Source organism: Caulobacter sp. GW822-FHT01G02, assembly GCF_058802865.1.
In genome coordinates this window covers 566,563-587,237 of sequence record NZ_JBXAON010000002.1, presented here as the reverse complement: position 1 = coordinate 587,237, position 20,675 = coordinate 566,563, and the positions used below count along the sequence as shown (strand labels likewise).

The window sequence follows — 20,675 nt, the reverse complement described above, 5'->3', positions numbered from 1 at the left end:
TCAGAGCCGTCCGCTCAGAACGTCGTCCAGGCTGGCGACGTCGCTCATCAGCCGTGAGGCGGCGCGCACGACCGGCAGGGCCAGCAGCGCGCCGGTGCCCTCGCCGAGACGCAGACCCAGGTCCAGCAGCGGCTCGACCTCAAGCGCCGCCAGCATCCGCTGATGCCCTCGCTCGGCCGAGCAATGGCAGAACACGCAGTAGTCCCGGACCGCCGGGACCAACCGGATCGCCGCCAGGGCCGCCGCCGAGGCGATAAAGCCGTCGACCAGCACCGGGATGCGCGCCGACGCCGCGCCGATCACCGCCCCGGTCATCATGGCGATCTCCAGCCCGCCGAACTCGGCGAGGACGGCGACGGGCTCGGTGGCGTCCGATCGCGCCGCCGCGCGCTCCAGCACGGCCAGCTTGTGGGCCAGGCCCGCGTCGTCATGACCGGTCCCCCGCCCGACGCACTCGGCCAACGGCGCGGGCGTCAGGCGGTGCATGAGCAGCGCCGCCGAAGCGGTGTTGCCGATGCCCATCTCGCCCAGCGCCAGGATCTCGAAACCCTCGGCGGCCGCGTCGCGGGCGATGCGCGCGCCGGTTTCCAGGGCCTGGGCGACCTCTTCCTGTGTCAGGGCCGACTCGATGGCGGCGTTGCGCGTCCCGCGCCGCACCTTCCGCGCCAGCAGGTTCGGATGGGACGGAAGTTCGGCGTCGACTCCGGCGTCCACGACGCGCAACTCGGCGCCGACCGCGCGGGCGAAGGCGTTGGCGCTGGCCTTGCCGGCCAGGAAGGTCGCGACCATGGCCTGGGTGACGCTGGACGGATAGGCCGACACCCCTTCGGCGGTCAGCCCGTGGTCGCCGGCGAAGACCAGCAGAAGCGCCTTGTCCAAGCTGCGCTCGCCGGCGATCAGAGCCAGCCGAACGGCCAGGTCCTCGATCCGCCCCAGCGCGCCCGGCGGCTTGGCCTTGCCGTCAATCAGGGCGCGTAGCCGCCCCGTCTGGGCATGGTCGACGGCGGTGACGGGCGGCAAATTCATCGGAAATTCTCCAGGCCGGCGATCGCGGCGAGGGTGGGAATGTCGAAGGCCTGCTCCAGCGCCGCGGCGATCTCGTCCAGCGCCTGGTCGACGCGGACGGCCTGGTCGATCGCATCGGACACCGCGCCCAGCTCGGCCAGCAGGGCCGCCCGCGCCTCGCCTCGGTCGAACAGGCCGTGGACATAGGCGCCGCGCACCTGACCGCTGGTCGAAACCGCGCCGTCCGTGACGCCGTCGTCGAAGGTCAGCATCGGCGAGAGCGCGCCGGTGGTGCGGCCGACATGCATCTCGTAGCCCTCGAAGCGCGCGCCGCCGGTCAGTCGGCCCGCGACCGGCCGCAGGGTCTTGTCGCCGGTCATCACCGTCTCGACGTCGAGCAGGCCCAGACCCTCGACCGAGTCCGGCGGGCCCTCGACGCCATCCGGATCCGACACCCGCCGGCCCAGCATCTGGTAGCCGCCGCAGACGCCCAGCACACGGCCGCCGCGCCGGACGTGGGCGGCCAGATCGATGTCCCAGCCCTGGGCGCGCAGGAAGGCCAGATCGGCCAGGGTCGCCTTGGTCCCCGGCAGGATCACCAGGTCGGCGTCGCCCGGAAGCGGCGCACCCGGCGGGATGAAGGCGAACTCGACTTCGGGCTCGGTGCGCAGGGCGTCGAACTCGTCGAAATTGGCGATCCGCGACAGAATCGGCACGACGATCCGCACCTTGCGGCCGTCAGCGGTCGCGGCGCGATCCAGCACCACGGCGTCTTCGGCCGGCAGGCGCCGCGCCGCCGCCAGCCAGGGCGCCATGCCCAGGTCGGCCCAGCCAGTGCGGCGAACGATCTCGGCGCGGCCGTCCTGGAACAGGCTGGGATCGCCCCGGAACTTGTTGATCAGGAAGCCTCGGATCATCGCCCGGTCGGCGTCGTCCAGCACCACATGGGCCCCGACCAGGGCGGCGATCACGTGGCCGCGATCGATGTCGCCCACCAGCACGACGGGCACGTTGGCCGCGATCGCGAAGCCCATATTGGCGATGTCGCCGGCCCGCAGGTTGATCTCGGCGGGACTGCCGGCGCCTTCGACGATGACGAGGTCGCTCTGCGCCTGCAGCGCGCGGAAACTCTCCAGCACCGTGTCCAGCAGCGCGCCCTTGCGTTCCTGATAGCCGCGCGCCTTCCAGGTCCCGGCCATCCGGCCGCGCACGATCAGCTGGGCGCCGACGTCGCTCTGGGGCTTCAAGAGCACCGGGTTCATGTCGACGGTCGGGGCGACGCGGCAGGCGATGGCCTGCAGGGCCTGGGCGCGGCCAATCTCGCCGCCGTCGGCGGTCACGGCGGCGTTGTTGGACATGTTCTGCGGCTTGAACGGCCGCACCCTCAGGCCGCGATTGGCGAATAGACGGCAAAGGCCGGCGACCAGCACCGACTTGCCGACGTCGGAGCCGCAGCCCTGGATCATCAAAGCGGCCATGCGAATCCTCCCCAGGCAAACCCGGCGACGGCCAGCATCACCCAGAGCAGCCCGCAGGCGACAAGATAGATCCGCAGGGCGCGGGTCAGATCCGCGGGTGTCGCCGCCCTGCCCTCGCCCAGAACCGGACGCTGGGACAACGCGCCGTCGTACCAGGCCGGACCGCCCAGGCGTACGCCGAGGGCGCCGGCCATCGCCGCCTCGGGCCAGCCGGCGTTGGGCGAGGCGTGCTTGCCGGCGTCGCGCAGCATGATCCGCCAGCCGCCGCGCCCGGCGAGGGCGATCACCCCGCCCGCCAGGCGCGCCGGGATCAGGTTCATCACATCGTCGAAGCGCGCCGAGGCCCATCCGAACGCGCGCCAGCGTGGCTCGCGGTGACCGATCAGGCTGTCGGCGGTGTTGACGGCCTTGTAGACGAACAGGCCCGGCAGGCCGGCGACCACGAACCAGAACAGCGGCGCGACGATCCCGTCGCAGAAGCTCTCGGCCAGGCTCTCGATGGCGGCGGTGGCGATGTCGCTCTCACTCAGTCGGGCGACGTCGCGGCCGACGATGTGGCCGACCGTGATGCGCGCACTGTCCAGGTCGCCCGCCGCCAAGGGCTTGGCGACGGCGCGGACATGGTCGAACAGGCTGCGCTGGGCCAGGCCCACGGTCCCGACCAGCACGATCGCCACCGGTCCGCCGAGGTCCGCGACTATCCAGCCGGCCAGGGCGCTGGCCCCGACGATGAGCGCCAGGGTCACCACGCCCAGCAGGCGGCGCGCGATCTCGCCGAACCCCGGCAGGTTGAGGCCCGCCTCCAGCGCAGATATTAGCCCGCCGATCCACACGACCGGATGCGGCGCGCGCCTGTGCAGAGCGTCTGGATAGCCGACGGCGGCCTCCACGACCGCCGCCGCCAGGACGATCCAGGGGCTGGTGGGTAAGAGCCTAGCCGGCACGGCCTAGCACCTCGATCAGCGGCCCGCCCTCGCCCCCGTGAAGGCGGACGACGACGCCATAGACGGCTGACAGGGTTTCTTGTGTCAGGGCCGTGTCGGGCGCGCCGTCGACGACCAGACGGCCTTCGCTCAGCACCAGCACCCGATCGGCGAAGCGCGCGGCCAGGTTCAGGTCGTGCAGGGTGACGATCACGCCCTTGCCCTGGTCGTGGGCCAGGCGGCGGAACAGGGCCAGGGCGTCCAGGGCGTGGCCGGGGTCAAGGCCCGTCAGCGGCTCGTCGGCCAGCAGCCAGTCGGTCTGGCCGGCCAGACCGCGTGCGATCAAGGCGCGGGCCCGCTCGCCGCCCGACAGCCGGGTGACGGCGCGGTCGACGAAGCGCTCCAGGCTGGCGGCGGCGATGGCGTCGTCGATCGCCGCGCGGTCCTCGGCGCTGGGACCGAAGGCCCCGAGATACGGCGTGCGCCCCAGGCCCACGAAGGCGCGGACGTCGACGTCCCAGGCGATATCGGGCGTCTGGGCCAGGAAGGCGATGCGGCCCGCGCGTTGGCGGCCGGGCATGGCCGCGACCGCCGCGCCGTCCAGGGTGACCGCGCCGCTGTCCGGATGCCGCAGGCCGGCCAGGCACGCCAGCAAGGTCGACTTGCCCGCCCCGTTGGGACCGACGATGGCGATCACGCCGCCCTTGGCGAAGTCGGCGGTGACGCCGTCCAGCACCGCTTGTCCGCCCAGGGCCAGGGTCACGTTCCGGGCGGAAATCATGCCAGCCTCCGGCGCATCGAGATCAACATGGCCAGAAAGAACGGGCCGCCCAGCATGGCCATGGCGACGCTGAGCTTGACCTCGCTGGCGGCCGGGGTCATGCGCACCAGGATGTCGGCGGCCAGGGTGAGGGCCGCGCCGCCCAGGAACGATGGCAAAAGCACCGCGCTCGGCCTGGAGCCCAGTAGCGGCCGCAGCAGGTGCGGAGTGATCAGGCCGACGAAGCTGATGACGCCGGTCACCGCCACGCTGGACCCGACCGCCACGGCGACGCCGATGGCCATCAGCAGGCGCGTGCGCGACAGGTCGACACCGAGGGAGCGCGCGCCCTGCTCGCCCAGGGTCAGGGCGTCCAGCGAGCGGCCGAGGGTCAGCAGCAGGACGCCACCGGCGACGATCCCCGGCGCGGCCAGCTTGACCTCGTCGACGCTGCGGTCGGCCAGGGAGCCAAGGGTCCAGTTGACGATCTCGTTCACCGCCCAGGGGTTTGGCGCGAGGTTCAAGGCCAGGGCGATGGCCGAGCCGCAGACCGTCTGGATGACGAAGCCGGCCAGGATGAAGGTGACGATGCTGGAGGTGACGCCCGCCAGGCCCAGCAGGGCCGCGACGCCCAGGCCCGCCCCGACCATGGCGGCGGCCGGCAGGATCCAGGTCGCCTCGCCCGCCGCGCCCAGATACAGCGTCAGCACCGCGCCCAGCGCCGCCGACGCCGAGACGCCCAGGGCTCCGGGATCGGCCAGTGGGTTGCGGGTGTAGCCCTGCAGCGCCGCGCCGGAGAGGCCCAAGGCTCCGCCGACCAGGATGGCCAGGATGGTGCGCGGCAGGCGCAGGCCGAAGACGATGGCCCAGCGCGGATCGGCGCCGCCCGAGGTCCAGGCGCTCCACGGCGCCCATACGCGTCCGGCGCACAGGCTGACGCCGAACAGCACGATCAGCAGCGCCAGCAGAACGCCGCAGATCGCCCACGGCTTCACAGGAGGAGATCGGGGCTTCATGCGCCCTCCTTCAAGGCTTGCACCCGCGCGCGGGCCATGGCGGCGGCGGTCTCGATCAGGACCGGGCCGCCGCAATAGAGAAGCTTCTCGGGCACCGGCGCCTGGCGCATCCGCCCGGACACGGCCTTCAGGGCCGGGTGGGTCATGATCCGGTCGGCCCAGCTGCGCGCGCCTGGCGCGGAAACGCCGACCAGCAGCACCTGCGGCGGATCGGCCAGCAGGCGCTCCAGCCCGACATTGCCCCAGGTCTTCAGGCCGAATCGGCGGGCGACATTGTCGAAGCCGGCATGGTCCATCATCTCGTCGACCAGGGTGCCGGGACCGGCCGCGAAGCCATTGGGCTGATAGATCAGCGCCGTCAGCCGTCGCGCGCCGGGCGCGGGCTTGGCGGCCGCGATCGCCGCCTCGATGCGGGCGACCAGGGCCTCGCCGCGATCGGTATGGCCGATCAGCCTGGCCAGCTCGCGCACCTGGCCCAGGCTCTCGTCGATCGACCTGGGAACCTTGAAGCGCTGGACCGGCACGTGCAGGCGCTTGAGCGCGTTGCGCGTCGCCAGGGCCGAGTGCTGGCTGGCCAGGACCAGATCGGGCATCAGGTCGATGACTTCCTCCGCGCTCTCCCAGGTGTAGGGCAGCGTCCGGGCCTGGGCGGCGACGGTGGAGGCCTGCGCGTCTCGGGCATAGTGACTGAGGGCGGCGATCTGGCCGCGGTCGGCCAGGTGGACCAGCATGGCGTCCAGGCAGCTGTTCAGCGACACGATGCGCTTTGGAAGCGGCGGCGGACCGCCCGCCGTCATCGCCAGGGCTCCGGCCACGACCTCGCGGCGGTTCATGATGTCACCGCGCGAAGTACTTGCTCAAAGCGATTGAATTCATTGCGCGAAGGCAAGCCGATCCGAAGTTGATCCGGCCGGTCCGCGAAGGGCCGCGTCAGCACGCCCTGAGCGCAGAGCCGGCTGAACAGACCAAGCGCGTCCGGCGCCCCGACCCAACGGAAGAGATCGCAGCCGCCAAGCGGCTTGAGGCCCGCCTTGGTTAGAACAGCGTCGACTGCGCCCGCCTGGCTCGCCAGCCACGTCCGAGTTTGCGCCCTCCAGGCGTCATCGGCATAGGCCTCCAGCCCCATCGTCAGGGCGTCGACCCCGACCGGCCAGTCGCCCAGAAGCGCGCGAAATTCTCGCGTGAAAACCTTGTTTCCAATCAGGAAACCCAGTCGCACCCCAGGCAATCCATAGAACTTGCCGAATGAGCGCAAAATTACCAGCCGGTCGATCTCCAGGTCAGCGACGCTGAGCTCGGGCGCGACCTCGCCGAAAGACTCGTCGACGACCGTCCAGCGCCCGGCGTCCGACCGTTCCGCCGCCAGGGCGGCCAAGACGCCGCGCTCGATCCGCCGGCCGTCGGGATTGTTTGGATTGACCAGCACCAGCACGTCGGCGCGGACGGCGCCCGGATCGTCCAGCGACGCGATGAAGTTCGGAGGCGACGCCACCCAGCTCTCGGCATGGCCGCCATAGATCGGGGCCAGCAGCGCGACCTGCCCGCCGCCGATCAGACCGGGCAGCAGCCGCAGCGCCGCCTCCGCGCCGGAGGTGGCGACCACGCGGCCGGGGTCGGCGACGCCGAACGCCCGCGCGGCGACCGCCTCCAGTTCGGCCAGCTCAAGCGGATCCGGCAGCCGGCGCAGAGCGTCGGCCGGCGCCCGCTGGCCGGACCAAGGCTCGGGATTGATCCCAGTCGACAGGTCCAGCCAGGGACGCGGCGCGTCCGGAAAAGCGGCCATCGCCTCGCGGAGACGGCCGCCATGCCGGAAGGCGCCGATGGTGGAAATCGACGCCTTCATGGGCCTAGAAGCGCGCCCGCAAGCCGACGAAGGCTCCGCGTCCCGGCGTCCCGTAGTTCAGGATGGTCTGGTAGTCCTTGTCGAAGGCGTTCTCGACCCGGCCGAAGACCTCGAGGGTCTCGTTGATCGGATAGGCCGCGCGCAGATCGACCAGGGTATAGTCCTTCACCACCTGGGTGTTGGCGTCGTTGTTGTAGGTCTTGCCGACGTAACGCACCGCCACCGTCGTGGTCAGACCGACCGGCCAACGATAGGCGGCCGACAGGTTGCCCATGTTTTTCGGGCGACGGGTCAGCTGCTTGCCCTTGCTGGCGCCCGAGTCGGACTCGGCTTCGGTATAGGTGTAGTTGCCGGTGATGGTCAGGGCCGGGACCGGCTTGACCTCGCCGATCAGTTCCACCCCTTGCGCCTTGGTCTTCTGGACGTTGTCGTAGTAGCCGAAGCGGAACGCGCCGTTCGGATTGCACAGGGCCGTGGTCGAGCCCGAGGCGCACGAGAAGAAGCGGATCTCGTTGTCGGCCTCGCGGTGGAACCAGGTGGCCGAGGCGCGGGCCTTGCCGCCGAAGAAGCGCTGCTCGATCCCGGCGTCCCAGCTGTCGAAATCTTCCGGCGACAGGCTGAGGTTGCCGTACTCGCTGTAGAGCTCGTAGAGGCCCGGGGCGCGGAAGCCCTGGCCGAAGCTGGCGCGCACGACCGTATTACCTTCGTTCAGCGCCCAGGCGGCCGCGACTTGCCCGAGGGTGTGCGAACCATAGGTGTCGTGGTCCTCGTAGCGCAGGCCGCCGGTCAGGGTCAGGCCCTTCACCGGCTCGACCTGCAGCTGGCCGTAAAGGCTGTCGACGCCGACGCGGCCGGTGCTGAATGCGGGGTTCGGCTTGAGGACCGTCGGCGAGCGCGTGCGCATACGGGCCCTCTCGGTCTCGGCGCCGAAGGTGGCGGTCCAGATGTCCGAGATCGCGAACACGCCCTGATATTCGAAGCGCTTGTTCTTGCCGGCGGCGTCGAAGGTCAGTGGCGCGGCCGGGCGGGCCGGATTGATGTTCTCGCGGTCGGTGTCGGTATAGGCGTAGCCGAGGCGGTTGTTCCAGCGACCGTCCAGCAGAGTGAAGTTCAGGCCCGTATAGACGACCAGTTCCTCGGTGCGGCCGAACTCGGCGCTGTCGACGTTGAAGCCGTCGAAGTCGTTCTTGCCCTTCGAATAGACCGAGCGGACCTCGGCCGAGACGTTTTCGGCCAGCGCCACACGGACACGGCCCGACAGGCCGGTGTTCTGGTAGCCGTCCTTCTCCTTGCCGAGCTTGTAGGTCGAGAAGCCGTCGGTGGTGTAGTAGCCGCCGGCTAGGCGCCAGGTGATCTTGTCCGAAGCGCCGCCAACGCCGGCCCGCAGGTAGCCGGTCTTGCGCGCGCCGCCTTCGGCCTCGATCGAGCTGGTGAACGGAACGGTGGGATCGGCGGTGACGATATTGACCACGCCGCCGACGGCCTGGCTGCCCCACAGGGTAGACTGAGCGCCGCGCAGCACCTCGATGCGCGCGATGTCGCCGATCAGCAGGTTGCCGCTGTTGAAGCCGCCCTGGGTCGAGGACGGGTCATTCAGCTTGACGCCGTCGATCAGCACCACGGTGTGCTGGGTCTCGGCGCCGCGGATGTTGAGGCTGGTGGCCGTGCCCGGCCCGCCGTTGCGGGTGAAGCTGACACCCGGCGTCTGGGCCAGCAGCTCCGTCACCGAGATCGCCTGGCTGGCTTCGATGGCGGCCTGCGTCAGGACGGTGACAGACGCGCCGACCTTCTCGATCGGCTGGGCGGTGCGGGTGGCGGTGACGATCAGTTCGGCGACGCCGTTGGCGCCGACAGCGCCGGCGACATCGGCCTCGGGGGCCTTCTGCTCTTCCGCCATGGCCGAACCGGCGACAAGGAGGGTTGCGAGCGCGGTGGAGCTCAAAAACGTTCGGATCATGTTTCAATCTTCCCAGTTGAACGACCCGCACGGCTGACCGCGACGCACCCGCAAGCTGGAAAGCCATACGTACGCCCCGGACCGTCGCGCGGCCCTTTGACTGTCGTTTCGCGGGAGATCCCGTTCGTTCGGCGCACCCCGGCCGAGCGATGAACGACTGCGCCGGGCAGGTCTCCTGGCTCACGGGTCGTCGCTCTTGGCGTCGCCTTCCCAGGGTCCGGAGACCCCAGTGGCATGTGACGCTAGAACTCGCCGCTTACAGTTGCGGGGGCAGCCGAGGTCTTGAACCTCGTTCCCTTTTAATCCTCTTTCGAGGAGCCTAGTGCGGGGGCAGCCCTATAGACTGCGCCGCTTACGGTCAATGTGGAGCTTCCATGACGTCGATCCTGGTGCTGGGCGGAGCCCGTTCCGGCAAGAGCGCCTTCGCCCAGAAAGCGGCGGAAATCGCCGCTGGAGCGGTGCGTCCGGTGCTGATCGCCACCGGCCAGGCCTTCGACGACGAGATGACCGAGCGCATCGCCCGCCACCAGGCCGACCGGGGCGAATCATGGACCACGGTGGAGGCGCCGCTGGCCCTGGCGGAGGCGATCGCCGCCCTGCCCGCCGACGCCGTGGCGGTCGTCGACTGCCTGACCCTGTGGCTGTCGAACCTGATGCTGGACGAGCGCGACATCGCGACGGAGGCGACCGCTCTGGTCGAAGCCGTCGCCGCCTGCCCCGCCCGCCTCTGGCTGGTCAGCAACGAGGTCGGTTTGGGCCTCGTGCCCGAGACACCGCTCGGTCGACGGTTTCGGGATGAGGCCGGACGGCTGCACCAGCGGCTCGCGCAGGCGGTCGACGAGGTCTATTTCGTGGCGGCCGGGCTGCCGTTGAAGCTGAAGCCGCAGGGGTGAATTCCCGTCGGCGTGCGGGCGCTTTTCCTTCTCCCCTTGCGGGAGAAGGTGGCGCGCGGCACCGGATGAGGGGGTGATAAGCCTGTCGGATTAGCTTTACGGCGCAAGCGGTTAGCCCCCGTGTGACCCCTCATCCGACCGCCTTCGGCGGCCACCTTCTCCCGCAAGGGGAGAAGGGTGACTCACGAGCGTTCGCCGCCCTCCATCCCCGGCCTCAAAACCCGCCGTATTCTCTCTCCACCTCGTCGCGAGGAAAGGGCGCATGGCCAGCGACCGATTGCGGCGGCGGGGGGTGATCGAGCGGGGACAGGTCCGAGGGGGATACTCGGACGGTCCGGGGATGGGCTTGCTGGGCTCACCCGCCCGCCGTCGGCGTGGTTGGAGGCAAAGGGGCGTGTCAGGCTGTAAGCCCGTCCTCTTCGACCTCTGGGCGCTTCCGGAAACGGAGGCGCCTGGGTCCCGGTAAGGCCTGAACAGGGCCACCCGACGGGACGCTGGCGGATAACGGTTGCGCGGAGCGTCTGGCTTCGTCGAAACGGTATTTCTATTTCCAAACTCCGGACGCTGTCCGGCGCTCCGCCTCCCTTTCCACACCTTCAGCGAGCGATCGCGTGAAGCGGCGGACGCGCGTCCCCCATCCCAAGGAAGAGGCTGGCGCTCGGCGAACAATGCTCGCACACTCATTCAAACGGCCGTTCATCGGCCTTCCAGTGTCCGAGCGCGACCAACAGCGCGGGGAGGAGTACAGAAATGTCCGAGCGCCCATCAACTCAACGACGATCTTCGTGGGCCCTGGCGGCCTTCGCCTCGCCCAATATTCCGATCGCGGCGCTCGGCCTTCCGCTCGTGGTCTACCTGCCCGAATTCTACGTCAGCACGATTGGGCTCTCGTTGGCGGCGGTCGGCGCGGCCTTCCTGTTCGTGCGGCTGATCGACATCTCGCTGGACCCGTTCCTGGGCGGGATCATGGACCGCACCCGCACCAAGCTCGGACGCTTCAGGCCCTGGCTGCTGGGCGGCATGCCGATGGTGGGAATCGGGGCGCTGGCCCTGTTCATGGGCCAGCCCGGCGCGAGCGCCTTCTATCTCTGGGCCTGGCTGCTGGTCACCTATGCCGGCTATTCGATGGTCGTCCTGTCGCACACCGCCTGGGGCGGCGTCCTCTCCAGCGACTATCAGCAGCGCTCGCGGATCTATGGCTGGTGGCAGGCTGGCAACATGGTCGGCATGATCCTGGTGCTGTGCCTGCCGCCGCTGCTGGTGGGCGTCTTCAAAACGGGTCACGCCGAGGGCGTGCGCGCCATGGGCTGGTTCATCGTCGCCCTGCTGCCGATCACCATCCTGATGGCCGTCCGCGTCGTGGGCGAGCCGGCCGCGCCGGTCGCGCGGCATGCGGCCGGGATCAAGCAGTACCTGGCCTTGCTGGGCCGTCCGTCGGTGCGCATGCTGCTGTTCGCCGACCTTTTGATGGGTCTGGCGCCAGGCATCGCCGGAGCGCTGTTCCTGTTCTTCTTCGAGCGGGTGAAGCACTTCGACAAGACCCAGTCGGGCGTGCTGCTGCTGATCTATTTCCTGGCCGGCCTGCTCAGCGCGCCGCTGTGGCCCCTGCTGGCCAAGCGAATCGGCAAGCACCGGGCCCTGTCCGTCGCGGCCGTGATCTACGCCATCGTCCAGGTCGCCACCGTGTTCACGCCGGTCGGCAATTCCGGCATCGGCACGCTCGTCCTGATCTTGGCGGGGATCCCCTACACCGCCGCGCCGGTGCTGGTGCGCTCCATGATGGCCGACATCGGCGACGAGGAGCGGCTCACCAGCGGCGTCGACCGCACCGGCCTGCTCTACGCCATCCTGACCGGCACGGTGAAGCTGGGCTACGCCCTGGCGATCGGGGCCTTCCCTGTCCTGCAATGGATGGGTTTCGACCCCAAGGTTCCGACCGTCTCCGGCGACAACGCGCTGATCGCCATGTACGCCGTCGTCCCGGCGACGATGGGACTGGTGGTCGCCGCCGTCATGTTGCGCTATCCGCTGGATGCGACCCGGGTCGCCGAGATTCAGCGCCAGCTCGGGGCGCGGGACGCGGCCGAGGGGGACGCCCCCACAGCGGAGCCGCCACCGAATGTCCTCCCCCAGCAAATCCCCGCCCCTGGCCCCGCCGAATGAAGGCTCTCAAGGCGAAGATGGGCACCCCATCTTCCGCCTGATCGAGATCATGGCCAAGCTGCGCGATCCGGACGGCGGCTGCCCCTGGGACCTGGAACAGACCTTCGCGACGATCGCGCCCTATACGGTCGAGGAAGCCTACGAGGTCGCCGACGCCATCGAGCGCAACGACCTGCCGGAGCTGCGCGACGAACTGGGCGACCTGCTGCTGCAGGTGGTGTTCCATTCGCGGATGGCCGAGGAACAGGGCGCGTTCGACCTGAAGGACGTGGCGGCCGCCATCTCCGACAAGATGATCCGCCGGCATCCACATGTGTTCGGCGATCACGCCTATGAAGACCTCTCGGCCCAGGTCGCTGGCTGGGAAGAGCTGAAGGCCCAGGAGCGCAAGGCCAAGGCCAAGACCGGCGTGCTGGACGACGTGCCGGCGGGACTCCCCGCCCTCACCCGCGCCGTCAAGCTGACCAAGCGCGCCGCCCGCGTCGGCTTCGACTGGCCCTCGGCCCGCGAGGTGCTGGACAAGCTGCGCGAGGAGACCGCCGAGATCGAGGTCGAGATCGAGGCCGGCGACATGGCCAAGGCCCGCGAGGAACTGGGCGATATCCTGTTCGTCTGCGCCAACCTGGCCCGCAAGCTGGACGTCGACCCCGAGGACGCCCTGCGCGCCACCAACGCCAAGTTCGCCCGCCGCTTCGCCTTCGTCGAGGCGGGCCTGGCCGAGCGCGGCAAGACGCCCGACCAGTCCGATCTGGCGGAAATGGACGCTCTCTGGAACGACGCCAAGGCGGCGGAAAAGAAGGGCTAGCCGCCCCTCTCGTCGCGCCTTCTAGTCGATCGTCCCCACGAGGGCGCCGGGGTACTGTCGCTCGAACCGCCCCAGCGCCTGGCTGTCGAGCCGGGTGACGATGGTGACGTCGCCGTCCGGACCGTCGTAGCGGTTCAGCACCCGGCCGTTGCGGTAGATCCAGGCGATGGCCTGGCCGTCCTGGGCCTTCAGCTGGATCTCGACCGGCGGGGAGTCGTCGATCAGGCCGCTGATCCGGCGCAGCAGGGCCTCGCAACCCTCGCCGGTGACGGCCGACACCGTCGAGGCCTCCTTGCGCCGGGCCTGGCCCTCAATGACCTCGCGATCCTCTTCGGACAGCAGGTCGATCTTGTTCCAGACCTCGACGACGGTCTTGCCCTCGTCGAACGTCACGCCCAGTTCGGCCAGCACGCTCTGGACGTCGCGGGCCTGGGCCTCGCTGTCGGGATTGGCCACGTCGCGGACGTGCAGAACCACGTCGGCCTCCTGCACCTCCTCGAGGGTGGCGCGGAAGGCCTCGACCAACTCGTGCGGCAGGTCGGAGATGAAGCCGACGGTGTCGGACATGATCGCCGGCCGCCCGTCGGGCAGCTTCACGGTGCGCAGGGTCGGGTCCAGCGTCGCGAACAGCATGTCCTTGGCCAGGACTTCCGCTTCGGTCAGGCGGTTGAACAGCGTGGACTTGCCGGCGTTGGTGTAACCGACCAGGGCGACGGTCGGGTACGGGACTTTCTTGCGGGCGCTGCGGTGCAGGGTCCGCGTCCGGCGCACCTCCTCCAGCTCCTTCTTGAGCTTGAGGATGTTGTCGCGGATCAGGCGGCGGTCCAGTTCGATCTGGGTTTCGCCAGGACCGCCGGTATTGCCGGTGCCGCCGCGCTGGCGCTCAAGGTGGGTCCAGGTGCGGACGAGGCGCGAGCGTTCGTATTCGAGCCTGGCCAGCTCGACCTGCAGGCGGCCTTCCCGGGTCCGGGCCCTGCGGGCGAAGATCTCGAGGATCAGCCCGGTGCGGTCCACGACCTTCACCCCCAGCGCCTTCTCGAGATTGCGCTGTTGGATGGGCGTGAGCTGATCGTCGAAGACGGCGACGTCGATGTGCTCGACCTCGCAGATCGCCGCGAACTCCTCGACCTTGCCCTTGCCAAACAAGGTGGCGGGCGTGACGGCGCGCAGTGGCGCGATCATCGTCTCGACGACGTCGAGATCAAGCGCGGTGGCGAGACCGACGGCTTCCTCGAGCCGGGCATTGGGATCCCGGGCCTCGAGGGCCGCCTGGCCGCGAAGTTGCCGCGCCGGATGGATGACGAGCGCCTTCAGGATCGGCGCGGCGTGGTCAATCGACCTGGATGTGGATTTGGACAAGCGTCTCTAAATTCAGTCGTCGGAGTCGGCGCTGGGCTCGTAGAGCTGAACAGGCTGAGCCGGCATGATGGTGGAAATGGCGTGCTTGTAGACCAGTTGCGACTGACCGTCGCGACGCAGCAGGACGCAGAAATTGTCGAACCAGCTGACCACGCCCTGCAGCTTCACGCCGTTGACGAGGAAAATGGTGAGCGGCGTCTTCGACTTGCGCACGCTGTTCAGGAAGGTGTCCTGAAGGTTTTGCTTCTTCTCGGCAGACATCGGGGGTTCCCCTCTCGTTGTTATCGGAGGGCAACACGCCCCCCACACAAACAAGGCCATGCTAGAGGATTTTTCGCTGAAAGCGACAAGCGCGCAGGGAAAATTTCCGCAAGGCCGTACGCCATCAAAACGTTTGGATCGAATATTGCTCCGATCTCAGACGGATTTCAGGCGCGCTCGCTCCATATAGGAACGCCGCAGGCCGATCGCCACCGGCCCCGGTTGTCCGTCGCCCAGCTTGACGCCGTCGATCTGGGTGATCGGGGTGACCAGCGAGCCGGCGCCGGTGATGAACGCTTCCTTGGCGGCTTGGGCCTCGGCGATGGTGAACGGCTTCTCGCTGAAGGGCAGGCCGGTTTCGCGGATCACTTCCAGCAGGGTCGAACGGGTTACGCCGCGCAGGATGTTGGCGTTGGTGTCGCGGGTCCGCAGGGCGCCCTCGGCGTCGATGATCCAGGCGTTGGACGATGCGCCCTCGGTCACCAGGCCCATGTCGTCGACGAACCAGGCCTCCAGCGCGCCGCGCTCACGCGCCGCCTGCTTGGCCAGGACGTTGGGCAGCAGGCCGATCGACTTGATGTCGCAGCGGGCCCAGCGGTTCTCGGGGACCGAGATCACCGAAGCGCCCTTGGCGGCCTTGGCCTCGGTAGCCGCGCGATCCAGCGACTTGGCGGTGACGACGATCGCCGGCGACACGGCCGGGTTCGGGAAGGCATGGTCGCGCTTGGCGACGCCGCGGGTGATCTGCAGATAGCAGAGCCCCTCCTTGACCTTGTTGCGACGCACGGCCTCGCGCAGGACCATGGTCAGCGCCGCCTGGCTCATGGGATGGGCGATGCGCAACTCGTCGAGACTGCGCCACAGGCGGGCGAAGTGCCCCTCGGCGTCGGCCAGCTTGCCGTCGAACACGGCCCAGACCTCGTACACGCCGTCGGCCAGCTGATAGCCGCGATCCTCGATATGCACGGCGGCCTCGCCGTGACGCACGAAGCGGCCGTTCACATAGGCGAAACGCGACATCTACTCTTCCTCTTCCGCCCGGGCGCCGGCCACGCCCAAGGACTTGAGCTTCCTGTGCAGCGCCGAGCGCTCCATGCCGATGAAATTGGCGGTGCGCGAGATGTTGCCGCCAAACCGCAGGATCTGGGCGTTCAGGTACTCGCGCTCGAACAGCTCGCGGGCCTCGCGCAGCGGCAGGGCGATGATCCGCTCGGCCCCGATCGCTCCGGCGTTGCCAGCGCTGGGCTGATCGGCCCCCGCCAGCATCTCGGCGGTGATCACCTCGCCGGGCTCGCCCGAGGCCAGGATCAGCATGCGCTCCACGTTGTTGCGCAACTGGCGGACATTGCCGGGCCAGGTCTGCACTTGCAGCGTGGCCAGGGCGTCCTCGCCCAGCTTGCGGCGCGCCAGGCCGGTGGCCTCGCTGATCTTGTCGACGAAATAGGCGATCAGTTCGGGGATGTCCTCGCGGCGCTCGGCCAGGCCCGGCACGCGCACCGGCACCACGTTCAGGCGGTGGAACAGATCCTCGCGGAAGCGACCGCTGGTGATCTCGTCGCGCAGGTCCCGCGAGCTGGACGAGATCACCCGCACGTCGACCTGGACGTCGTTGTCGCCGCCGACCCGACGGAAGCGCTGCTCGACCAGCACGCGCAGGATGCGACCTTGCGTCTCGCGCGGCATGTCGGCGACTTCGTCGAGATAGAGCGTGCCGTTATGAGCGCGTTCGAACACGCCGATCTTGCGCGGGCGACCGCCCTCGCCTTCCTCGCCGAACAGCTCGACATCGAGCCGCTCGGGGGCCATGCCCGCGGCGCTGACGGCGACGAACTCCTGCTTGGCGCGGGCGCTGGCGCCGTGGATCAGGCGCGCCACCAGTTCCTTGCCCGAGCCGGGCGGGCCGGAGACCAGGATGCGGCTGTTGGCCGGCGCGACCTTGAGGATCAGCTGGCGCAGGGCCTGGGCCGGCGCCGACTTGCCGATCAGGCCGTCCGGCGTCAAGGTCTGGGTCCGCAGCCGGCGGTTCTCGCGGCGCAGGCCCGCCGCCTCCAGCGCCCGCTCGACGATCATCAGCAGCCGGTCGGACTTGAACGGCTTTTCCAGAAACTCGTAGGCGCCGCGCTTGATGGCGCTGACCGCGGTCTCGATATTGCCGTGCCCCGAGATCATGATCACCGGCAGGTCGGCGTCCAGTCCCTTGACCATGTCCAGCAATTCCAGGCCATCCATGCCGCCGCCCTGCATCCAGATGTCCAGGACCAGCAGGGCTGGCTTGCGGGCCCGGATCGCGGCCAGGGCCTGGTCGGAATCGGCGGCCGTACGCACGGCATAGCCCTCATCCTCGAGGATGCCGGCCACCAGCTCGCGGATATCGGCTTCGTCATCGACCACAAGAACGTCGGCGCTCATATCATCTCCTCGGCGCCACTCTGGTCCGCATAATTGGGGGCCGTGGCGTGCAGTCGTACGGTCGTCGGGAATTTCAGGATCACGCGGGCTCCGGGAAGCTCGCGGGCGTCGGTCAGGGCCAGGCCGCCGCCGTGGTCCTCCATGATCCGCTTGACGATGGCCAGGCCCAGGCCCGTCCCCTTCTCGCGGGTAGTCACATAAGGTTCGGTGAGGCGATCACGGTCCTTGGCGGGCAGGCCGACGCCGTTGTCCTCGATCGTCACGCACAGCTCGTCGGCGTCCGAGCTGAGGATCGCGGTGATCCGGCCCTTCAGGTCGGGATCGGCCAGCCGGCGCGCGCCGACCGCCTCGCCGGCGTTCTTCAGGATATTGGTCAGAACCTGGCCGATCATCCGTTCGTCGCAGGTGATCCAGACATCCTCGCCGCCCGGCTCCTGCAGCTTGACCTCGATCTCGGCGTCCTGGAACCGCTGTGCGAAGACGGCCTGACGCAGCATCTCGGTCAAGTTGGCCGGCTCGAAGCGCGGCGCCGGCATCCGGGCGAAGGCCGAGAACTCGTCGACCATCCGGCCGATATCGCCGACCTGGCGGATGATCGTCTCGGTGCAACGGTCGAAGGTCTCCAGGTCGCTGGCGATCTCCTTGCGATACTTGCGCCTCAGGCGCTCGGCCGAAAGCTGGATCGGGGTCAGCGGGTTCTTGATCTCGTGGGCGATGCGGCGCGCCACATCCTTCCAGGCGGCGTTGCGCTGGGCGGCCATCAGGCGCGTGATGTCGTCGAAGGTCAGAACGAGCCCCTCGGCCACGTGGCCGGCGGCGCGCACTCGCAGGCGGCGGGTCTCGCCCTCGCGCTGAATATCGACCTCGACGTCGGTGTCGGGGCGGCTTTCCTGCAGCGCCTGCATCACCGTCTCGAACTCGGGCGCCAGTTGAATGAGGTCGGTACCAAGGGCGCCCTCCGGCAAGCCGAGCAAGGTCACGGCGCGACGGTTCACCGCCGAGACCTTGCCGTGCTCGTCCAGGCTGACGACGCCGGCGCTGACGCCCGACAGCACCGTTTCGATGAACAGGCGGCGGCTCTCGGCGTCGAGGCTGGCCGCCTTCAGCGCGGCCTGCTGCAACTGCAGCTCGCTGGTCATCATGTTGAAGGCGTTGGACAGCGCCCGGATTTCCTCGGGGCCGGTGTCGGCCTCAACCCGGGCGTCGAGGTCGCCGCCCGAGACGCGGCCCGCCGCCTCGACCAGGCCCGCCACCGGGCCGGCGATCGAGTTGGCGGCGGCGATCCCCACCCAGATGGCGGCCACGAGGACCAGCAGCGCCGTCTCCAGATAACTGAGGCCGAAGATCGCCTGGATCCGGCCGCGGCTGCGTTCGGCGTCGCGGTACGAGACCAGGGCGTCCTGGGTCTCGATCAGGTGGGTCAGGATGCCCTTTTCGATTGGCCGGACGACATAGAGATAGGCGTCCGGGAAGCCGTTCAGCTTGTAGAGCGCTCGGAAAAGATCGGTCGAGACGAAGCGCTGGGCGGTGACCTCGCCGCTGTCGGTGGCCTGGTAGCTGGACGGTGGCGGCGCCAGGAATGGCGGCGCGTCGCGCAGTTCGGCCCGGGCCAGGACGCGGCCGTCACGGTCGAGGATGTAGGCGGCGGCGAAGCCGTTGTTCCTGGTCTCGTCCGCCAGGAAGTGCCCGAACGCCACCGGCGAATGGGCCAGGGCCGGCGCGGCCTCATTCAGGTTGGCCGCCATCGGGCCGATGTGCTCGGAGATATAGTTCTTCTGCTGCTCGACATACGAGATGGCGACCTTGGCCGAGTTGCCGACCACGGTTTGGACTCGCTGGCTGAACCAGCCATCCACGCCGCGGTTGACCAGCACCCCGAAGAACAGCGCCACGATCACCGCCGGGGCCACCGCCGCCAACGAGAACAGGCCGACGAAGCGTAGGTGCAGACGGGCGCCGGCGTCGCTGGCCCGGGCGTCGATCAGGTCGTAGAGGCGCAGGCCCACCACGGTGGCCACGCCCAGGATCAGCACCAGATTGAAGCCCAGCACCACCAGGATGACCGTCGAGGCCGTGCTGATCGAATCGGTCTTGGGCGGCGACGAGGCCAGGGCGACGCTGGCGACGGTCAGGATCACCGCCAAGGCGTAGGCCCCGCCGGTCAGGTAGCGCGACCGCAGAAGCTCTCGCCACCAGGCCCGGCTGAACCGGGTCGGCGGGGCTTCCGATCCCGTCGCGTAAGCCACTGAAGACATCGGCGGGGAGTTTAGGAGCGTGTGTCCTAAATTCAACAGCTATGTGCCGAGAAAGCTTCAGCGCCACGGAGTGCGCCCGGCGCGCTCCGCTCCTTTTCGAGACTAGGGCCTGCTCAAGCAGGCCCTACCGGCGACCGCGCGTCATCTCCACGCCCAGGTCCTGAATCTTCTTGCGCAGGGTGTTGCGGTTCAGGCCTAGGATCTCGGCGGCCCGCACCTGGTTGCCACGCGTGGCCGACAGGGTCAGCTGGATCAGAGGACGCTCCACCTCCTCCAGGATCCGGTCGTAGAGGCCGGGCGGCGGCACGCCGTCGGGCTGGTCGGCGAAGTGCGAGGCCAGATGGCGTTCGACCAGCATCGACAGGGTGAGCGGCCCCTCTTCCGACCGGACGGCCGGGGTGTGATCCTGCAGTTCGCGGTCGACGATGCGGGCGGTGATCAGTTCCTCGGCATAGAGGGCGCACATCCGGCGCATCAGGTTCTCAAGCTCGCGGACATTGCCCGGCCACGGATGGGTCTTCAGGCGGTCCAGGGCGCTCTGGTCGATCGTCTTGGCCGGCAGGCCTTCTCGGGCGGCGCGAAGCAGGAAGGTGCGGGCCAGGTCCGGGATGTCTTCCACGCGATCGCGCAGCGGTGGCAGGCGCACCGGCGCGACATTCAGGCGGAAGAACAGATCCTCGCGGAACAGACCCTGCTGGATCAGGCCGCGCAGGTCCCGGTTGGTGGCGGCGATGATCCGCACGTTGGGGCGACGACCGGTCTTGGGATTGATTACCGGCTCCGTGCCGTCGATCACGCGCAGCAGGCGGGTCTGGGCGTCCAACGGCATGTCGCCGATCTCGTCCAGGAACAGGGTGCCGCCATCAGCCTCTATCAGGCGCCCATTGTCGCCCTCCCCGCGTCCGAACAGCTCGGTTTCGACCCGCTCGCGCGGCACGGCGGCCAGGTTGATGACTACGAACTTGCCGTCGCGGCGGCGACCCAGCTCGTGCAGAGCGCGGGCGACCAACTCCTTGCCGGTGCCGCTTTCGCCCAGGATCAGGACCGTCAGGTCGGCTCCGACCAGTCGGGCGATGGTGCGATAGACCTCCTGCATCGGCGCCGAGCGGCCGATCAGCGGCAGGCGCTCATCGCGCATGGCGCGGGCTTGGGCCTTGGAGGCCTCGGCGTCGGCCGGCCGCGACAGGGCCCGGCGCGCCGCGGCGGTGATGTCGTCGAGGTCGAAGGGTTTGGAGACATATTCGAACGCCCCGGCGTCGGCGGCGTTGACCGCCGTCAGCAGGGTGTTCTGCGCGCTCATCACGATGATCGGCAGCTTGGGCCGCTCCTTGCGGATGCGCGGCAGCACATCGAACACGTTCTCGTCCGGCATCATCACGTCGGTGACGACCAGGTCGCCCTCCCCGTCCGTGACCCACTTGAGCAGGGTGGTGGCGTTGCCCGTGGCGCGGACCTGATAGCCGAGGCGGGTGAAGGCCTGGCTGAGCACCAGACGCACCGAGCTGTCGTCGTCGGCGATCAGAATCTTCTTGCTCGCGGCGTTCATGC

The 20,675-nt window shown here is 69.1% G+C and carries 17 protein-coding genes, 2 pseudogenes and 1 riboswitch; of the genes and pseudogenes, 5 read left to right on the top strand and 14 right to left on the bottom strand.

Annotated elements, in window-relative coordinates; genetic code table 11:
• Genes cobT through AC1RNC_RS08220 form a run of 8 tightly spaced genes read right to left on the bottom strand, consistent with a single transcriptional unit; the run spans window position 1 to window position 8,982 of the window.
• On the bottom strand, window positions 1-1,026 hold the full coding sequence (gene cobT, locus AC1RNC_RS08255; RefSeq protein WP_492885223.1) for a nicotinate-nucleotide--dimethylbenzimidazole phosphoribosyltransferase: 1,026 nt from the start codon (window positions 1,024-1,026) through the stop codon (window positions 1-3).
• The gene (locus AC1RNC_RS08250) at window positions 1,023-2,483 is read right to left on the bottom strand and encodes a cobyric acid synthase (RefSeq protein ID WP_492885221.1); all 1,461 of its coding nucleotides are present in this window, start codon (window positions 2,481-2,483) and stop codon (window positions 1,023-1,025) included. The genes cobT and AC1RNC_RS08250 overlap by 4 nt, the downstream gene beginning before the upstream one ends.
• Complete coding sequence (cbiB, locus tag AC1RNC_RS08245) at window positions 2,471-3,427, bottom strand: adenosylcobinamide-phosphate synthase CbiB (protein ID WP_492885219.1); 957 nt, start codon at window positions 3,425-3,427, stop codon at window positions 2,471-2,473. The genes AC1RNC_RS08250 and cbiB overlap by 13 nt, the downstream gene beginning before the upstream one ends.
• Window positions 3,417-4,187 (bottom strand): ABC transporter ATP-binding protein, encoded by a 771-nt coding sequence (locus AC1RNC_RS08240; RefSeq protein ID WP_492885217.1) that lies wholly within the window; start codon window positions 4,185-4,187, stop codon window positions 3,417-3,419. Before AC1RNC_RS08240 ends, cbiB begins: the two co-directional genes overlap by 11 nt.
• Window positions 4,184-5,182 carry a FecCD family ABC transporter permease gene (locus AC1RNC_RS08235; RefSeq protein ID WP_492885215.1) on the bottom strand — a complete coding sequence of 333 codons (999 nt, stop codon included), beginning with the start codon at window positions 5,180-5,182 and terminating at the stop codon, window positions 4,184-4,186. Before AC1RNC_RS08235 ends, AC1RNC_RS08240 begins: the two co-directional genes overlap by 4 nt.
• Window positions 5,179-6,015 (bottom strand): ABC transporter substrate-binding protein, encoded by an 837-nt coding sequence (locus tag AC1RNC_RS08230; protein WP_492885213.1) that lies wholly within the window; start codon window positions 6,013-6,015, stop codon window positions 5,179-5,181. Before AC1RNC_RS08230 ends, AC1RNC_RS08235 begins: the two co-directional genes overlap by 4 nt.
• A complete protein-coding gene (locus AC1RNC_RS08225) occupies window positions 6,012-7,025 on the bottom strand; it encodes a threonine-phosphate decarboxylase (RefSeq protein ID WP_492885211.1) in 1,014 nt (337 codons plus the stop codon). Before AC1RNC_RS08225 ends, AC1RNC_RS08230 begins: the two co-directional genes overlap by 4 nt.
• A gap of 4 nt (window positions 7,026-7,029) precedes the next feature.
• Window positions 7,030-8,982, bottom strand: coding sequence for a TonB-dependent receptor plug domain-containing protein (locus AC1RNC_RS08220; RefSeq protein ID WP_492885209.1), 1,953 nt, complete (start codon window positions 8,980-8,982; stop codon window positions 7,030-7,032).
• Window positions 8,983-9,130: 148 nt separating this feature from the next.
• Window positions 9,131-9,320: riboswitch (cobalamin riboswitch) on the bottom strand.
• 36 nt (window positions 9,321-9,356) lie between these two features.
• On the opposite strand from AC1RNC_RS08220, the gene cobU reads away from it, so the two are divergent.
• The 5 genes and pseudogenes from cobU to mazG all read left to right on the top strand — a co-directional run bounded on the left by cobU (window position 9,357) and on the right by mazG (window position 12,843).
• Window positions 9,357-9,875 (top strand): bifunctional adenosylcobinamide kinase/adenosylcobinamide-phosphate guanylyltransferase, encoded by a 519-nt coding sequence (gene cobU / locus AC1RNC_RS08215; RefSeq protein ID WP_492885207.1) that lies wholly within the window; start codon window positions 9,357-9,359, stop codon window positions 9,873-9,875.
• Window positions 9,876-10,151: 276 nt separating this feature from the next.
• Window positions 10,152-10,274: pseudogene (locus AC1RNC_RS08210) on the top strand (hypothetical protein); the annotation flags it as partial.
• 30 nt (window positions 10,275-10,304) lie between these two features.
• Window positions 10,305-10,370: pseudogene (locus tag AC1RNC_RS08205) on the top strand (hypothetical protein); the annotation flags it as partial.
• A gap of 255 nt (window positions 10,371-10,625) precedes the next feature.
• Window positions 10,626-12,038 carry an MFS transporter gene (locus AC1RNC_RS08200; RefSeq protein WP_492885205.1) on the top strand — a complete coding sequence of 471 codons (1,413 nt, stop codon included), beginning with the start codon at window positions 10,626-10,628 and terminating at the stop codon, window positions 12,036-12,038.
• Window positions 11,995-12,843, top strand: a complete 849-nt coding sequence (gene mazG / locus AC1RNC_RS08195) for a nucleoside triphosphate pyrophosphohydrolase (protein ID WP_492885203.1) — start codon at window positions 11,995-11,997, stop codon at window positions 12,841-12,843. Before AC1RNC_RS08200 ends, mazG begins: the two co-directional genes overlap by 44 nt.
• A gap of 21 nt (window positions 12,844-12,864) precedes the next feature.
• On the opposite strand, the gene hflX is transcribed toward mazG, so the two are convergent.
• From hflX to AC1RNC_RS08165, 6 genes are all read right to left on the bottom strand, one after another.
• Entirely contained in the window at window positions 12,865-14,202 is a 1,338-nt protein-coding gene (gene hflX, locus AC1RNC_RS08190; protein ID WP_492885201.1) for a GTPase HflX, read from the bottom strand.
• A 12-nt stretch (window positions 14,203-14,214) separates the two neighbouring features.
• Window positions 14,215-14,463, bottom strand: a complete 249-nt coding sequence (gene hfq, locus AC1RNC_RS08185; protein ID WP_013079113.1) for an RNA chaperone Hfq — start codon at window positions 14,461-14,463, stop codon at window positions 14,215-14,217.
• Between the two features lie 156 nt (window positions 14,464-14,619).
• A complete protein-coding gene (locus AC1RNC_RS08180) occupies window positions 14,620-15,483 on the bottom strand; it encodes a D-amino-acid transaminase (RefSeq protein WP_492885199.1) in 864 nt (287 codons plus the stop codon).
• The gene (gene ntrX, locus AC1RNC_RS08175) at window positions 15,484-16,872 is read right to left on the bottom strand and encodes a nitrogen assimilation response regulator NtrX (protein WP_492838449.1); all 1,389 of its coding nucleotides are present in this window, start codon (window positions 16,870-16,872) and stop codon (window positions 15,484-15,486) included. It abuts the gene before it with no gap.
• Window positions 16,869-19,127, bottom strand: coding sequence for a sensor histidine kinase NtrY-like (locus AC1RNC_RS08170; RefSeq protein WP_492885197.1), 2,259 nt, complete (start codon window positions 19,125-19,127; stop codon window positions 16,869-16,871). Before AC1RNC_RS08170 ends, ntrX begins: the two co-directional genes overlap by 4 nt.
• Window positions 19,128-19,251: 124 nt before the next feature.
• Window positions 19,252-20,673, bottom strand: coding sequence for a sigma 54-interacting transcriptional regulator (locus AC1RNC_RS08165; RefSeq protein ID WP_492885195.1), 1,422 nt, complete (start codon window positions 20,671-20,673; stop codon window positions 19,252-19,254).
• Window positions 20,674-20,675 lie beyond the last annotated feature (2 nt).

Bases quoted from the DNA above. Each gene is read 5' to 3' on its own strand.
- AC1RNC_RS08225 (WP_492885211.1), bottom strand. From the start codon at position 7,025: ATGAAGGCGTCGATTTCCACCATCGGCGCCTTCCGGCATGGCGGCCGT.
- AC1RNC_RS08165 (WP_492885195.1), bottom strand. From the start codon at position 20,673: ATGAACGCCGCGAGCAAGAAGATTCTGATCGCCGACGACGACAGCTCG.
- cobU (WP_492885207.1), top strand. From the start codon at position 9,357: ATGACGTCGATCCTGGTGCTGGGCGGAGCCCGTTCCGGCAAGAGCGCC.
- AC1RNC_RS08200 (WP_492885205.1), top strand. From the start codon at position 10,626: ATGTCCGAGCGCCCATCAACTCAACGACGATCTTCGTGGGCCCTGGCG.
- AC1RNC_RS08240 (WP_492885217.1), bottom strand. From the start codon at position 4,187: ATGATTTCCGCCCGGAACGTGACCCTGGCCCTGGGCGGACAAGCGGTG.
- hfq (WP_013079113.1), bottom strand. From the start codon at position 14,463: ATGTCTGCCGAGAAGAAGCAAAACCTTCAGGACACCTTCCTGAACAGC.
- AC1RNC_RS08250 (WP_492885221.1), bottom strand. From the start codon at position 2,483: ATGGCCGCTTTGATGATCCAGGGCTGCGGCTCCGACGTCGGCAAGTCG.
- AC1RNC_RS08180 (WP_492885199.1), bottom strand. From the start codon at position 15,483: ATGTCGCGTTTCGCCTATGTGAACGGCCGCTTCGTGCGTCACGGCGAG.
- AC1RNC_RS08170 (WP_492885197.1), bottom strand. From the start codon at position 19,127: ATGTCTTCAGTGGCTTACGCGACGGGATCGGAAGCCCCGCCGACCCGG.
- mazG (WP_492885203.1), top strand. From the start codon at position 11,995: ATGTCCTCCCCCAGCAAATCCCCGCCCCTGGCCCCGCCGAATGAAGGC.
- AC1RNC_RS08235 (WP_492885215.1), bottom strand. From the start codon at position 5,182: ATGAAGCCCCGATCTCCTCCTGTGAAGCCGTGGGCGATCTGCGGCGTT.
- AC1RNC_RS08220 (WP_492885209.1), bottom strand. From the start codon at position 8,982: ATGATCCGAACGTTTTTGAGCTCCACCGCGCTCGCAACCCTCCTTGTC.
- cobT (WP_492885223.1), bottom strand. From the start codon at position 1,026: ATGAATTTGCCGCCCGTCACCGCCGTCGACCATGCCCAGACGGGGCGG.
- ntrX (WP_492838449.1), bottom strand. From the start codon at position 16,872: ATGAGCGCCGACGTTCTTGTGGTCGATGACGAAGCCGATATCCGCGAG.
- AC1RNC_RS08230 (WP_492885213.1), bottom strand. From the start codon at position 6,015: ATGAACCGCCGCGAGGTCGTGGCCGGAGCCCTGGCGATGACGGCGGGC.